Below are 13,823 nucleotides of genomic sequence, written 5' to 3'. Positions count from 1 at the left end.
AGAAGAAATCGCCCCACTTGCCGAGTCTTGTTCCCGGTGCCCCTCCCCTAACCCCACGTCACACAAAGAACAAGGTGCTTGACGACGCAATGTCCGTCGTCAAGCACCAAGCGCAAGATGTTGCGCGAACCTAGGCGTGAACCTTCTCTCGGTTTTCCGCCGTGTCGTTGATGATGCGGTCGGAGATGACGTACACCAGCAAACCTACGACAGCCATGAGCGCGAGCAACCAAGCGATGGTAGCGGAGACCCCTTCTGCTTCAGACTGCGCGATGGAGAGGGTGCTGAAGAAGGCCGGTCGAGAATCAACAAGCATGGCCGTTAACGCGATGCCAACCGGGACGGCAATGTTGATCGTCAGATTGTAGAAACCGATTGCAACACCGGACTTGGCGGCAGGAATGTTCTGCAGTGCGGTCGCGACCAACGGCGCATACATGAGCGCGAACCCTGATGGGAACAGAATCATGGAGACGATAACCGTGGCAACACCGGCCCCCGGCAGCACTGCGGGGATGAGCAACGCCACGATGATGATGCTGATAGCCGCGACAATGGCCTGCTTCGAGGGCAGGAACTTGGCAACCTTGCCAGACATTGCACCGACGATGACAGCACAGAGGTAGCCCGGCGCGAGAATATAGGCAGCACCGTCGAGATTGATGCCATAGAGCTCGTCGACCATATACGGCAACAGAATGGCCGAATACCCCAACTGGACCATGTAAACCACGAGCACAACAATCAGCGCGCAAACGTAGCGAGCATTGGTAAAGAACGACGGGCTGACCACGGCGTTGTCGTGCGCCCGGATATGCCAGACAAAGAGCGCGACACCCAGCGCAGCGGCCACCAGCCACCACCATTGGAACTGCTGCATGAACAGCATCACCGCAGTGGCGATGGCCGCGATGAGGAACAGGCCAAAGATATCCAGGTGACTCTTCTGCTGCTGCTCTTCCGGAACTGTCTTGATCAGGAACGGAATGGCAACTATCAGAATGAGCGAAATCAGGAACATAGCTGGCCAGGAAATGTAGGTAGCCACGATTCCCGAGGTCAACGTTCCAATCAGCAGCGCAGCTTGGAAGGCCGCGGTGGAAAAGCCGAGGTAGGTTTTCTGATCTTCTGGGCTTAGGTACTTGGTGACATAGATGACGTAGAGTGTCTCAGCCGCCGCCAGGCCGGCAGTTTGAATAATGCGGGCAGTAAGCACGATTGGCCATACTCCCTGGAAGAAATAACCCAGTAGAGAGCCCACGGCGACAAAGCCGATACCGACAATCATCAATTTGCGGATACTGATGCTGTCCGCCAATGCGGCGTACACCACCGCTCCAATGCCAATCAAGATACCGGCGAGTGTCGCCTGCAGACTGGCCGTGGAGACACTGAGGTCCAGAGATTCCGCAATCGGCTTGGTCATGAACTTAAAGCCATTGTCCAAGACCAAACAGAATACAAAGGAAAACAGCAAGACCGGGACTGCGGCCTTAGGGTTTGGCGCGGCAGCCTTGGATGCTGCGCTTTCACGGGTATTCAGGTTCAAGCTGGTATTGCTGGCGGGATTGCTCATCGCACTGTACCTATTTCACACTTCAAGCCAATTGATTGCGGACCAGGACATTAAGGTCGAGCCAGCGGCAATGCCAGCTCCATCATCGTCGTGAAGGCCTTCTCACGCTCTTCCGGAGTGGTCTTTCCACCGGTGACGATGTTGTCCGACACAGTGAAGATTCCCATGGCCTCCACACCGGCCTCGGCGGCAGTGGCATAAAGGCCAGCTGATTCCATCTCCACCGCCAGCACACCCATGCGTGCCCAACGGTCGTTCACATCATCCTGGAAGTTGTAGAAAATATCGCTGGACAAGATGTTGCCGACGTGCGTAGTGATGCCCTGCTCACGGGCGCGATCGCGAACATCTTCGATCAGACGGAAAGATGCGGACGGGGCGAATGTCCCCGGCAAGTTGTACTGCGATAGAAAATTGGAGTCCGTCGACGCCGTCTGGCCGATAACCACGTCATACAGGTCCAGCTCCGGCTGCAACGCGCCGCAGGAACCGACGCGAATCAGCTTCTTGCAGCCGAAAACATGGATAAGTTCCCAGGAGTACAGCGAGATAGACGGAATGCCCATACCGGATCCCATGACGGAAACTTCCTGCCCCTGGTAGGTGCCGGTAAAGCCCAACATGTTGCGAACTTCGTTGAACTGAACGACATCATCCAAATAGGTCTCCGCAATGAACTTGGCACGCAGCGGGTCACCGGGCAACAAAATGGTTTCTGCAATCGGCGCACCCTTTGGGTTGATGTGTGGAGTGCTCTTACCAGTGGTATCGGACATGGCTTCCAGCCCCTTCCCCCACTAGCCGTGGGTGAAAATTATGCGAACATTGGTGTACCACTGCCCAGGTTAATTACCTGCATTACAACCGTCAATAGTGATATTTACATTTGTTCCCAATTGGGTGGAGTGACGAAAAAGCGCGAGAATCTCCCGACAAAATTCGGGGAAATTCTCGCGCCTTCAATGCGCTACAGCGGAAGCATTAGATGCCTAGCCCTCAAGCACGCTTGCTTAAAGCATGCAGGATACGCAACCCTCGACCTCAGTACCCTCCAGCGCAACCTGACGCAGGCGGATGTAGTACAGAGTCTTAATACCCTTGCGCCATGCGTAAATCTGCGCACGGTTGAGGTCACGAGTGCTCACCGTGTCCTTGAAGAACAAGGTCAGCGACAGTCCCTGGTCAACATACTTGGTAGCGACCGCGTAAGTGTCAATGATCTTCTCGTAGCCGATTTCGTAGGCATCCTGGAAGTACTCACGGTTGTCATTGTCCAAGTGCGGAGCCGGGTAGTAAACGCGACCAATCTTGCCCTCCTTGCGGATCTCAATCTGAGATGCAATCGGGTGAATCGACGAAGTCGAGTTGTTGATGTAGGAAATCGAACCGGTCGGCGGCACTGCCTGCAGGTTGCGGTTGAACAGGCCGTACTCCATGACGTCGGCCTTCAGTTGCGCCCAGTCCTCAGCGTCCGGAATGTGCGCGGTGGAGTTCGCGAAAATCTCCTTGACGTGCTGAGTCTTCGGCTGGAACTCTGCCGGATCGAAGTTATCGAAGTACTTGCCGCTGGCGTAGTCAGAGTTCTCAAAGTTGACGAACTTCTGACCGCGCTCGCGAGCAATCTTGTTGGATGCGCGCAGGACTGCGTAGAGCACTGCTGCAAAGTAGGCGTTGGTGAAGTCCAGCGCCTCTTCCGAGCCGTACATAATCTTCTCGCGGCCAAGGTAGCCGTGCAGGTTCATCTGCCCCAGGCCGATCGCATGGGATCCGTCGTTACCCTTGCGAATCGATGGCACCGAGTCAATAGAAGTCTGCTCACTGACCGCAGTCAGGCCACGGATGGCAGTCTCGACAGTGCGACCAAAGTCCGGCGAGTCCATGGTCATCGCAATATTCAGCGAACCGAGGTTACAGGAAATGTCCTCACCCACGTGCTCGTAGGACAGGTCCGCATTGTAGGTCGACGGGGTGTTGACCTGCAGAATCTCCGAGCAGAGGTTCGACATGTTAATGCGGCCCTCAATCGGGTTCGCGCGGTTAACCGTGTCCTCGAACATGATGTACGGGTAGCCGGACTCAAACTGAATCTCAGCGATGGTCTGGAAGAACTGACGCGCGTTGATCTTCTGCTTACGAATACGCGGGTCCTCGACCATATCCGCGTAATTCTCGGTGATGCTAATGTCCGCGAACGGCTTACCGTAGACACGCTCGACATCGTACGGGCTGAAGAGGTACATGTCGTCGTTACGCTTGGCCAGCTCGAACGTGATGTCCGGAATGACAACGCCGAGCGACAGCGACTTGATGCGAATCTTCTCGTCCGCGTTCTCACGCTTGGTATCCAGGAAGCGCATGATGTCCGGGTGGTGCGCGTGCAGGTAGACAGCGCCTGCACCCTGGCGAGCACCCAGCTGGTTAGCGTAGGAGAAAGAGTCCTCCAGCAGCTTCATAACCGGGATGACACCGGAAGACTGATTCTCGATGTGCTTAATCGGAGCGCCCTGTTCACGCAGATTGCTCAGCAGCAGCGCAACACCACCGCCGCGCTTGGACAGCTGCAGCGAGGAGTTGATGGCGCGACCAATGGACTCCATGTTGTCCTCGATACGCAGCAGGAAGCAGCTCACCGGCTCGCCGCGCTGGGCCTTACCGGAGTTGAGGAATGTAGGAGTAGCGGGCTGGAAGCGTCCGGCGATGATCTCATCAACCAGGTGCTGCGCGAGCCCCAAGTCGCCGTCGGCAAGCGTAAGAGCAACCATGCACACACGGTCTTCGTAGCGCTCCAAGTAACGCTTGCCGTCGAAAGTCTTCAGCGTGTACGAGGTGTAGTACTTGTAAGCACCCAGGAAGGTCTGAAAACGGAACTTGTGGGCATAGGCCTGCTTGAACAGTGCCTTGACGTCCTCAAATTCGTACTTCTCCAGAACCTCAGCCTCGTAGTAATGGTTCTCTACCAGGTAATCGAGCTTCTCCCGCAAGTTATGGAAGAACACAGTGTTCTGATTGACATGCTGCAAGAAGAACTGTCGCGCAGCCATGCGGTCCTTATCGAACTGAATCTTGCCGTCTGCACCGTACAGATTCAGCAGCGCATTGAGCGCGTGGTAATCCAGCTTGTCCTCGCCCACCGGCTCCGCGACCTGCTTGCCCATTTCCGACACGTTGACTCCTTTAATATTCATTTGCCTGCGCAGGGTCTGTTCAATCACTGCCCAGAGCAATCCAATCTAGCTATTTTCCTCGCGCACCGCTTTACGACGGCTTCCGCGAGCGCACCCATTCGGTTGTCTCAGTGCCCCTTCCCTCGACACTGAGGCTAGCCAACTTAAGCGCTGGCTCTACCGTGGAAGAACTCCTCTAGCCCTTCTCTGACTCGCTGCACATCATGGTCGGTTCCCATCAGCTCGAAGCGATATAGATATGGAACCTTGCACTTGTAGGAGATGACATCCCCTGCTTTACAGAAGTCCTCACCGAAGTTGAGATTGCCGGCAGCAATCACACCTCGGATGAAAGAGCGGTTGTGCTCATTATTAAGAAATTTGATGACCTGCGGAGGAACTGGCCTTGAGTTACCGCCGCTGATGGAAGCGCCGCCACCATAAGTCGGGCAAATGAGGACGTAGGGCTCATCGACGATAAGCTCCGGCTCATTACGACGGATGGGAATGCGGGCATTTTTGATATCTAGCTTTTCAACAAACTTGTGTGTATTCCCCGTCGCCGAGGAGAAATACACCACCAGCATGAGAGCTTCACCCTTTACATCGCAAAACCCCCGCAATCTTCGTTTCCCGGGTGGTCAACGAAATCTGCGGGGAGGTGTGTGATTCTTAAGCTGCCTGGAGAGCCTTGATGCGGTCCGGGCGGAAACCCGACCAGGTCTCAGTGCCAGTGTCAACGACCGGCGCCTGGAGATGACCGAGAGCCATGACGTAATCCCGAGCCTCATCATCCATGGTGATGTCGACGATATCGTAGGCAATTCCAGCCTTATCGAGGGCGCGAGTGGTAGCGCGGCACTGGACACATGCAGGCTTGCTGTAAACGGTAACCATGACTCTCACAAACTTTCTGGCTTTGGGTAAGACCAATGAATCGGATCGACTTCGTACAAACAACGGAAGCGGCCGAGGAATCAGCGGATTGATTGAATGACTGAAAGCTCCCGGAGGTCCATGAGAAACCGAGTACGGGTGGCCGACAGATCCTTTTAGCTATCCTTGGCTCGACATCGAAAACACTACACTTGGTGCCTAGAAAACTCTAGTCATACTAGATGTAGTACTCACAACCATGGTATTCCCTGTTCGGAGATCTCTGGCGCACAAGATGTTGTACACAGACGCACCACAACCTTGTAATTTCACGCTAAAAATTCTAGAAAATCGTAGAAAAACAACTATCGGCGCATTTTGGTTAAACCAATTACTGCAAGACGGCTCGAGGCCAATCACACCAATACCAGGCGCCGCACCGCCCCTCCCCTGCCCAACTTCGGACTCAGCAGCGATCTCAAAAAATCACGGGCTGCACATGTGAACATGGGCTGCAAATGTGAACACGGGCTGCAAATGTGAAACTGTGTAAGTTTATGACACTTTCAAGCCATTTTTCGAGCCATTTCTGTCATAAACGTAGTCAGTAACTTCCATCGCCCCACTGCCGCCAGCCATAAACGCAGTAACCGCCTGAACCTCCCCTCCCTAAAAACCAAAAACCGCAATCTTTAGCCACAGTAAAACTGCGACTTCAGATTGCGGTTTTGGCAATAAATGAGGAAGCTATTTGCTTCGCGCTAGCCTAAATAAGGCTTAGCCCTGGCGGGCCTTGAAGCGCGGCTCCTTCTTGTTGATCACGTAGACCTTGCCACGACGGCGCACGACCTGAGCGCCCGGCTTGTTCTTCAGCGACCGAAGGGACTTGCGGACCTTCATTCGGGCGCTCCTTTCTACTCGGCTCCGAAACGGGAATATGCACACTGCACTCTCCCCGGACAATCACCCCAGTGACTGCCTGGCAACGCACCCTTCCTGATAATCCGAAGAAATATCAAAGAGTATGCGTTACGACACGAGTTGCCATACTACCTAATAAGCGGAATAACTCCAAAAATCCGGGGGAAACATGTCCTTTGACGGTCAACCCCAAGATTGCAACTCCCCACGTTGCAACTGCCTCCGCTTCTCTATTTGGCAGCGGCAATCATGTACTCGCGGACCTCGGCAAGTGTCTTGCCAGAAGTCTCCGGCACCGCCTTGATGGTGAATACCAGCGCAATCGCACCCGTGATGGCAAAGAAGAAGAATGACCACGCACCACCGACAGCATCCACCATCGGGAGAAATGCCTGCGCCACAAACCAGTTCGCAACCCAGAGCGCGAGCCCTGCCAGCCCCATACCCAGGCCACGGGCTTCTGTCGGGACAATCTCGGAAATCAGGAGCCAGGTCGCCACCGACACAGCCGCCTGCTGAAATACGATAAATACAGTCATCAGCAGAAGCGACATCATGGCACCCGTCGAAGAGTTACTCGACAGGCCATAGACGGGCGCCAGCACGAGCAGCGAGCTTGCACAGCCCACCAAACCGATAATCAGCATTCGCCGGCGACCAACGCGGTCAATAATGCTCATACCGATTGCACACGAGATCACCGAGGCGATACCGATGATGATGGAGGTGTAGACAGAGCTTTCCGTCGACAAGCCAACCTTGTTCATCATCGTCGGCGCGAAATACATAATCGCGTTCGCACCCGTGACCTGCTGCGTCACGCCAATCAGCATCGCAATGATGACGGTGCGTCGCACCCACGGGGTTTTCACAGCCAGACGCTCTGCTGCACGCTGATCGGCGCTTGACGACGCCTCACCAACGGCAACCTCAGCCAAGGTCGCCTCATCTCCCTGCATCTGACGCAGCACGGCCAGCGCCTTGCCCTCCTGTCCTCGACGGACGAGGTAGGCCGGTGTGTCCGGCAGAACCAGCATGCCGATGAGCAGCACGATGCCGGGGACAGCGCCGAATCCAAGCATGAGTCGCCAGTTACCGGAGGAGGCTAGGGCGGAGTTGGTGAGGAACGCCACCAGCTGACCAATCACGATCATCAGCGAGTTCAGGCTGACCAGGCGTCCACGCACATGCGGTGGTGCCATTTCGGAGATGTACATCGGTACGACGATGGAAACACCACCGATACAGACGCCGAGCAAAGTACGCGCAGCACCCAGCGAAAACGCACTAGCAGCGAAAGCGCACCAGATACTGCCGATGATGAAGCCGACCGCTCCGAGCAGGATGGTGCCACGGCGCCCCAGGGAGTCCGCTACGCGACCGCCCAGGAACGCACCGATAGCCGCACCGACCAAGAGCATGGCGGTGACAGTGGACTCCTGTCCTGGAGTCAGCTCAAAAGAGCGCTGGATATACAGCAGCGCGCCCGAGATGACACCGGTGTCGTAACCAAAGAGGAGGCCGCCCAGAGCGGCGATGATAGCCACGGCTATCGACCGAGATGTGGTGGTTTCCCGGTTCGGTCCAGTCTTATTCTGTTCGGTTGTACTCACGCTGGAAATCTTGCCACCGTCCAGGCAAAGACCCCCTATCCGAACAGCACTTACTCGATAAAGATGAGAGTTTTGGCACTCTTCTGGCAGGAAAATCATCCCTTTTCCCGTCCGGAACTAGCGGTAGAGTGAGGCTCATGACCCCAGTAGGCACACAGGATTTCCCGCATCCCCTCCAGTCGGAGATTATTAACGACCTCCACGTCCAGCCCACCATCAATGCCGCCGAGGAAATCAGCCGCCGAGTCGATTTTCTCTGCGATTATTTCCGCGCCACGCACGCCAAGGGATTCGTGCTCGGAATTTCCGGCGGTCAAGATTCCACGCTGGCCGGGCGTCTAGCGCAGTTGGCCGTCGAAAAGCTTCGCGACGGCGGTGAGGATGCCACTTTCATTGCCATTCGCCTTCCCCACGGCGTGCAGGCCGATGAGGACGACGCACAAGTGGCACTGCAATTCATTCAACCTGACCAAAGGCTAACTATCGATATCGCACCGGCCACCGCCGCGATGACCGCTCAGGTCACTGATGCCCTGGCCGGCAGCGCTATCAGCGACTTCAACAAGGGAAATATTAAGGCCCGCATGCGAATGATTGCCCAGTACGCAGTGGCGGGTGTTGACGGCGCTTTGGTCATCGGCACAGATCACGCCGCGGAGGCGGTCACCGGCTTCTACACCAAGCACGGCGACGGCGCCTGCGACCTCGTCCCGCTGCAGGGGCTGAGCAAGCGCCAGGGCGCGGCCTTACTCCGCCACCTCGGCGCACCAGCCAGTACGTGGGAGAAGGTGCCGACGGCCGACCTGGAAGAAGATCGACCTGCGCTTCCCGACGAAGTTGCGCTCGGGGTGACCTATACCGCCATCGACGACTACCTCGAAGGCAAGGCTGTCTCAGATGAGGATGCCGCGCGAATCGAGCACCTCTACTCCATTTCCCGGCACAAGCGAGCCGTCCCGCCCGGACCGGCCGATTCCTGGTGGCGCTAGGCTACTGCCCCGGGCCACCAATCTAGCGTCCCGGACAGAGCAGCAAACCCCTTAAGAGAAACCTCTTAAGATCAAACCCTTAAGAAAAGGCCTCCGCGCCAGCGCCCCAAATAGCCCCAACTGCGGCCAAGCTGTCTGCCGCACCGGCTTCGGCGCTGGGTTCCAGCGCAGGTGAACCATCCTGGACGAGCTCGGCGGTCACCAAACCGTGGGCGAACGCCCACATGGCCAATCCCTTAGGCTCATCGCCGGCAACCTTAATGAATGCATCGCGAATCCAGGCATCCAACGACGAAGGCGAGACGACATTCACGAAATTAGTGCGACTCATCAGCCGGTAACCATGCGGATCGTCGAGAACTGCCTGGCGGTACGCCTGCAGCAGAGACGCCGAAGTGCATTCCTCATCAATGGCAGCATGAATACGCTTGCCCAGATTCTCGAGGCTCTCGGTCAGCAGCAGCTGAAGGAGCTCTTCTTTGCCGCTGATGTGCTTGTACAGCGATGGCGCCTTCACATCGAGCCGCGCCGCTAGGCGGCGCATGCTGATAGCACTCCAGCCCGATTCGCGCAGCATCGCGCGCGCTTCATCTACGATCTTCTGCATACGTGGGGACTGCCTGCGCACATCGGGCTGCGCTGGCACCCCATCGGTCGATTCTATGGTGCACGTCACATTTGCGACTGTAACGCGTTGAATCTCACTTAGGGCGCTTTTGGGTAATTTAACCCAACAATTTTTAAAAAAACAGCTAACGGCGGTGCTCAGTCACTAAAAGCTGCCTTTGCACGCTGCTATCTTTGCTTCACGACGGAGCCCCCACCGTCGTCAAGCAAAAGTGCCATATGCCACCGCTACGCTTCGTAGCGATTCGGCTCCTCACCGAGGTGGAAATGGCGACCCGAAACATCGTTCGGGGTAATGCGCACGTAGTTGTACTTCAACGTCGGCAGCCAGGGCTTCAGCGGCAGCTCATCTGCAGCGTTAATATCCGCGCGGGAGGTGAGAACCTCTGCGTCCCCCTTAACGATGACCGACCAGGCCTTCTGAGCATCCTTGTCAACAAAGTCGGCCTCAAAAAGAACATCGTGGTTCAGAGAAACAGTAAAGAGCTTCGACCCCTCGGCAGTGCGGAAGTAAATGCTTCCCTCATGAACGACGTAGTTCAGCGGGAAAAGATCCATATCGTCTTTACGACGAACAACCAGCCGCCCAAAAGTCTGCGTAGCCAGCAGCTCAAGGGATTCTTCGGTGGACAGTTTCTGAATAACGGAGTCGTTGTGTGCCATACCCCCAGTATTCCACCGTTCAGACAAAGTTGCTACAGCCATACGGATTACCAATCATTGAGGTAAACGGCGAGCACACTACCCCAGGGCAGATACAAGAAAACCCCCGGTCATAACGACCGAGGGTTTTTCTACTGGTGGAGCTAACGGGACTCGAACCCGTGACCCCCACACTGCCAGTGTGGTGCGCTACCAGCTGCGCCATAGCCCCAGAATCAACATCGAAGTGGCTTTCACCCTCCGCTGTGGACTCCTCAAAGGCTACATGGCACTGTCATGTATCACCAAATCCGCATGTAGAACACTCTTTTACGTATTCGTCGAGTGCCCTAGAGCAGATCTGCCGAACATGAACTGAAGATGAATCGTGTGAGCGTGCACGGAACCTAGCGCAGGGCCACCTTGACCCACTGCCCCAGTCCGCCATCACCGGAAATGTTCTCCAGAATATCCTTGCCATCGACAAAGACGTGCGGTGAGGAAACCTTGCCCAAGCGCTTCTCAAGGTCATCGAAGTTGGCATTTGCGCTTGCCTTAGCCTCGGTGGTGTCGATGCCGGAACGGACTTCGCTGACAATTTCGTCAGCAACACCGAGCTGCTCCAGACGGTCAGCCAACTCATCATCGCTCCACGTGACAGAGTTCTGCTGGTCAGCCATCATCATTGTGCGGAAGTTCCAATATGCGCGAGCATCACCGGTCTCAGCAATCTTGCGGGCAACCGCGAAGACGCGAGTGGAGTGACCGTCACGCTGCTCCTTCTCTTGACCATCCAGGAAGTTCAGCGTGCGGTATTCAGCGACAAGCTTGCCGTCGTTTAGCGCCTTGAGCTCATCATCGTGGCCCTCTTCGCTCATCTGAGCACAGTAGTGGCACGAGAAGTCCTCAAAAATCGTGGCTGTTTTAGCCCCTTCGGCGCCGTCCTTGCTCAGTCGGATGACATCGCCGTCGAGTGCGACGGAGAAGTCGACGTCCTCATCTGGCAGTCCCTCAATCGGCTGCGACCGGCCGATGTAGATAACGCCACCGATAACAACTGCAACGACAGCAAGAAGAGCAATCAGGCCGACGACGAAGCCACTGCCCTTTTCATTTGGATTCTTAATCTTCTGACTCACACCGCTTACGATAGCGGTGTTTTCTTGCCAATGACACAATTGCGCCTGAGAAAACGGAAATGGTTGCTAGGCTTCCCCTCTAGCCAGCGGACTAGGCGTAAATGGCAAACTTCTTCCACGGCCATACGTACACAAATACAGCCAAGGCCAGAAAACCTATATCTCGGGCGATTTCCGTCAGATACGTAGCGGGGCCAGCGTTCTCGTCGTAGCCACCGCCACCAAAGCACCCGCAGTCAATCTGCAGGCCGCGCGCCCACGCCGAGATAATGCCGCCGATAAACACCAGCAAGAGCGCGCCAGACAACACCGCTACCGGGCGCAGGAAAAGCCCCAATACCAGCAGGAGTCCAAGGATGACTTCGAAAGCGGGCAGCGCAACCGCTACCATCGGCACCAAATCGCTCGGCAGCAGCTCATAAGCTTGAACTGCCTGACGCGATTCCAGCGGGTTCAGCAGTTTGATAAGACCCGAGTACAACCAAACTGCAGCCAGGCCGAATCGTGCCACCACGCCTACGAAATTCTTCATACACAGAAATGTTAGTACAGGCTAACTGTTTACAGCTAGCCCAACGGCTACCGATTACCCGTTCAGAACTGCCGAGACCACGTCCTGCGCCTCAGCCTGAACCTGTGCCAGGTGATCCGCGCCCTTGAAGGACTCCGCGTAGATCTTGTACTTATCTTCAGTGCCCGACGGACGCGCCGCGAACCAAGCGTTCTCCGTAACCACCTTGAGGCCACCAATCGCAGCGCCGTTGCCCGGTGCTTCAGTCAGTTTGGCCGTGATGGTCTCCCCTGCCAGGGTGTCGGCCTTGACCTGCTCCGGCGAGAGCTTCTTCAGGATTGCCTTCTGCTCACGGGTTGCGTCCGCATCGGTGCGGGCGTAAGCCGGGGCACCGTACTTATCGGCGAGTCCTGCGTAGAGCTGCGATGGAGTCTTCTCGGTCACGGCCTTGATCTCGCTGGCCAGGAGGTCCAGGATGATGCCGTCCTTATCGGTAGACCACACAGTGCCGTCGTGACGCAGGAACGATGCACCAGCGGATTCTTCACCACCGAAGCCGATGGTGCCGCCGAGCAGACCCGGGACGAACCACTTGAAACCGACTGGAACTTCCACGAGCTTGCGGCCCAAATTGGCAACGACGCGGTCAATCATCGACGAAGACACCAGCGTCTTACCGACCGCGGTCTCCTGCGACCAGCCCGGACGGTGTGCGAAGAGGTAGTCAATGGCAACGGCCAGGTAGTGGTTCGGGTTCATTAGACCCGCGTCCGGTGTGACAATTCCGTGGCGATCGGAGTCCGCGTCATTGCCGGTGGAGATGTCGAACTTATCGCGGTTACCAATCAAGGACGCCATCGCATTCGGCGAGGAGCAGTCCATACGAATCTTGCCGTCTGTATCCAGCGTCATAAAACGCCAGGTCGCATCAACCAGCGGATTGACCACGGTCAGGTTTAGGTTATGCGCATCGCCAATTGCGCCCCAGTAATCCACCGACGCACCACCCATTGGGTCAGCGCCGATACGAACGCCGGCATCACGAATGGCGTCGAGGTTGACAACATTCGGCAGGTCCGACACGTATGCGTTGAGGTAGTCGTGCTTTACGACGAGGTCTCCGGCCTTATCCACCAGCTGGCGCTTAACCCCATCCAGGCCCTTAGCCAAGTATTCATTGGCACGAGCTGCAATCCAGTCCGTCGCATCCGCGTCCGCCGGACCACCAGTCGGCGGGTTGTACTTAAAACCACCATCCCGTGGCGGATTGTGGGAAGGGGTAATCACGATGCCGTCGGCACGCGCGGAGCTACTCCCCGTCGGACCTCCCTCCACGTCGCGGTTGTACGTCAGAATCGCGTGGCTGACGGCCGGAGTCGGCGTGTAGCGATTCTGAGCGTCAACCATCACGGTGATGCCGTTGGCCGTGAGCACCTCGAGGGCGGAAATCATTGCCGGCTCGGACAGGCCGTGGGTATCGCGACCGACGTAGAGCGGGCCTTCAATGCCCTGGCCCTTGCGGTAATCCACGATGGCCTGAGTGGTGGCATGAATGTGGTCTTCGTTGAAAGCGCCGTCGAGGGAGGAACCGCGGTGACCGGAAGTACCGAAGACGACCTTCTGGTCGGGGTTATTCGGATCCGGGTGCTTTGTGTAGTAAGCAGTGACCAGTTCCGCGACATCGATAAGGTCGGATGGCTGGGCCAATTGCCCGGCGCGCTCATGAGCCATTGTGGGTATCCTCCTGCTGAATCGGCGAACTGCG

At 56.5% G+C, this 13,823-nt stretch carries 13 protein-coding genes and 1 tRNA gene; 1 reads left to right on the top strand and 13 read right to left on the bottom strand.

The window, feature by feature from the left end:
• Positions 1-130: 130 nt before the first annotated feature.
• From CRD20_RS08090 to CRD20_RS08060, 7 genes are all read right to left on the bottom strand, one after another.
• Entirely contained in the window at positions 131-1,576 is a 1,446-nt protein-coding gene (locus tag CRD20_RS08090; protein WP_255468785.1) for an MFS transporter, read from the bottom strand.
• 50 nt (positions 1,577-1,626) lie between these two features.
• Positions 1,627-2,352 (bottom strand): purine-nucleoside phosphorylase, encoded by a 726-nt coding sequence (gene deoD / locus CRD20_RS08085; RefSeq protein WP_187405207.1) that lies wholly within the window; start codon positions 2,350-2,352, stop codon positions 1,627-1,629.
• 234 nt (positions 2,353-2,586) lie between these two features.
• Positions 2,587-4,731 carry a class 1b ribonucleoside-diphosphate reductase subunit alpha gene (nrdE, locus tag CRD20_RS08080; RefSeq protein WP_187405237.1) on the bottom strand — a complete coding sequence of 715 codons (2,145 nt, stop codon included), beginning with the start codon at positions 4,729-4,731 and terminating at the stop codon, positions 2,587-2,589.
• 173 nt (positions 4,732-4,904) lie between these two features.
• Entirely contained in the window at positions 4,905-5,327 is a 423-nt protein-coding gene (nrdI, locus tag CRD20_RS08075) for a class Ib ribonucleoside-diphosphate reductase assembly flavoprotein NrdI (protein WP_016422249.1), read from the bottom strand.
• Between the two features lie 85 nt (positions 5,328-5,412).
• Positions 5,413-5,637, bottom strand: coding sequence for a glutaredoxin-like protein NrdH (gene nrdH / locus CRD20_RS08070; protein WP_005511161.1), 225 nt, complete (start codon positions 5,635-5,637; stop codon positions 5,413-5,415).
• Between the two features lie 756 nt (positions 5,638-6,393).
• Positions 6,394-6,516 carry a type B 50S ribosomal protein L36 gene (gene ykgO, locus CRD20_RS08065; RefSeq protein WP_005511141.1) on the bottom strand — a complete coding sequence of 41 codons (123 nt, stop codon included), beginning with the start codon at positions 6,514-6,516 and terminating at the stop codon, positions 6,394-6,396.
• 251 nt (positions 6,517-6,767) lie between these two features.
• The gene (locus tag CRD20_RS08060; protein ID WP_016422248.1) at positions 6,768-8,249 is read right to left on the bottom strand and encodes a sugar porter family MFS transporter; all 1,482 of its coding nucleotides are present in this window, start codon (positions 8,247-8,249) and stop codon (positions 6,768-6,770) included.
• 38 nt (positions 8,250-8,287) lie between these two features.
• Between CRD20_RS08060 and nadE the strand changes: the two genes are divergently transcribed.
• Positions 8,288-9,139 (top strand): ammonia-dependent NAD(+) synthetase, encoded by an 852-nt coding sequence (gene nadE, locus CRD20_RS08055; protein WP_187405206.1) that lies wholly within the window; start codon positions 8,288-8,290, stop codon positions 9,137-9,139.
• A 79-nt stretch (positions 9,140-9,218) separates the two neighbouring features.
• On the opposite strand, the gene CRD20_RS08050 is transcribed toward nadE, so the two are convergent.
• The 6 genes from CRD20_RS08050 to pgm form a co-directional block, all read right to left on the bottom strand.
• On the bottom strand, positions 9,219-9,815 hold the full coding sequence (locus CRD20_RS08050) for a TetR/AcrR family transcriptional regulator (RefSeq protein ID WP_370546124.1): 597 nt from the start codon (positions 9,813-9,815) through the stop codon (positions 9,219-9,221).
• A 179-nt stretch (positions 9,816-9,994) separates the two neighbouring features.
• Positions 9,995-10,429 (bottom strand): pyridoxamine 5'-phosphate oxidase family protein, encoded by a 435-nt coding sequence (locus CRD20_RS08045; protein ID WP_070429781.1) that lies wholly within the window; start codon positions 10,427-10,429, stop codon positions 9,995-9,997.
• A gap of 135 nt (positions 10,430-10,564) precedes the next feature.
• A tRNA-Ala gene (locus CRD20_RS08040) sits at positions 10,565-10,640 on the bottom strand.
• A gap of 175 nt (positions 10,641-10,815) precedes the next feature.
• The gene (locus tag CRD20_RS08035; protein ID WP_016422244.1) at positions 10,816-11,547 is read right to left on the bottom strand and encodes a thioredoxin domain-containing protein; all 732 of its coding nucleotides are present in this window, start codon (positions 11,545-11,547) and stop codon (positions 10,816-10,818) included.
• A 91-nt stretch (positions 11,548-11,638) separates the two neighbouring features.
• Positions 11,639-12,079: a MauE/DoxX family redox-associated membrane protein gene (locus CRD20_RS08030; RefSeq protein WP_016422243.1), complete on the bottom strand. Its 441-nt coding sequence runs from the start codon at positions 12,077-12,079 to the stop codon at positions 11,639-11,641.
• A gap of 54 nt (positions 12,080-12,133) precedes the next feature.
• Positions 12,134-13,789 (bottom strand): phosphoglucomutase (alpha-D-glucose-1,6-bisphosphate-dependent), encoded by a 1,656-nt coding sequence (pgm, locus tag CRD20_RS08025; protein ID WP_187405205.1) that lies wholly within the window; start codon positions 13,787-13,789, stop codon positions 12,134-12,136.
• Between the last annotated feature and the right edge of the window lie 34 nt (positions 13,790-13,823).

The sequence above is a fragment of the Corynebacterium sp. LK33 genome (genome assembly GCF_014334955.1).
Taxonomy (GTDB): Bacteria; Actinomycetota; Actinomycetes; order Mycobacteriales; family Mycobacteriaceae; genus Corynebacterium; species Corynebacterium jeikeium_D.
The sequence above is the reverse complement of the archived record's forward strand: the minus strand, read 5'-3'. Positions and strand labels throughout refer to the sequence as shown.

Excerpts from the sequence above, each read along its gene's own strand:
- CRD20_RS08090 (WP_255468785.1), bottom strand. The coding sequence starts at position 1,576 with ATGAGCAATCCCGCCAGCAATACCAGCTTGAACCTGAATACCCGTGAA.
- deoD (WP_187405207.1), bottom strand. The coding sequence starts at position 2,352 with ATGTCCGATACCACTGGTAAGAGCACTCCACACATCAACCCAAAGGGT.
- nrdE (WP_187405237.1), bottom strand. The coding sequence starts at position 4,731 with ATGGGCAAGCAGGTCGCGGAGCCGGTGGGCGAGGACAAGCTGGATTAC.
- nrdI (WP_016422249.1), bottom strand. The coding sequence starts at position 5,327 with ATGCTGGTGGTGTATTTCTCCTCGGCGACGGGGAATACACACAAGTTT.
- nrdH (WP_005511161.1), bottom strand. The coding sequence starts at position 5,637 with ATGGTTACCGTTTACAGCAAGCCTGCATGTGTCCAGTGCCGCGCTACC.
- ykgO (WP_005511141.1), bottom strand. The coding sequence starts at position 6,516 with ATGAAGGTCCGCAAGTCCCTTCGGTCGCTGAAGAACAAGCCGGGCGCT.
- CRD20_RS08060 (WP_016422248.1), bottom strand. The coding sequence starts at position 8,249 with ATGATTTTCCTGCCAGAAGAGTGCCAAAACTCTCATCTTTATCGAGTA.
- nadE (WP_187405206.1), top strand. The coding sequence starts at position 8,288 with ATGACCCCAGTAGGCACACAGGATTTCCCGCATCCCCTCCAGTCGGAG.
- CRD20_RS08045 (WP_070429781.1), bottom strand. The coding sequence starts at position 10,429 with ATGGCACACAACGACTCCGTTATTCAGAAACTGTCCACCGAAGAATCC.
- CRD20_RS08030 (WP_016422243.1), bottom strand. The coding sequence starts at position 12,079 with ATGAAGAATTTCGTAGGCGTGGTGGCACGATTCGGCCTGGCTGCAGTT.
- pgm (WP_187405205.1), bottom strand. The coding sequence starts at position 13,789 with ATGGCTCATGAGCGCGCCGGGCAATTGGCCCAGCCATCCGACCTTATC.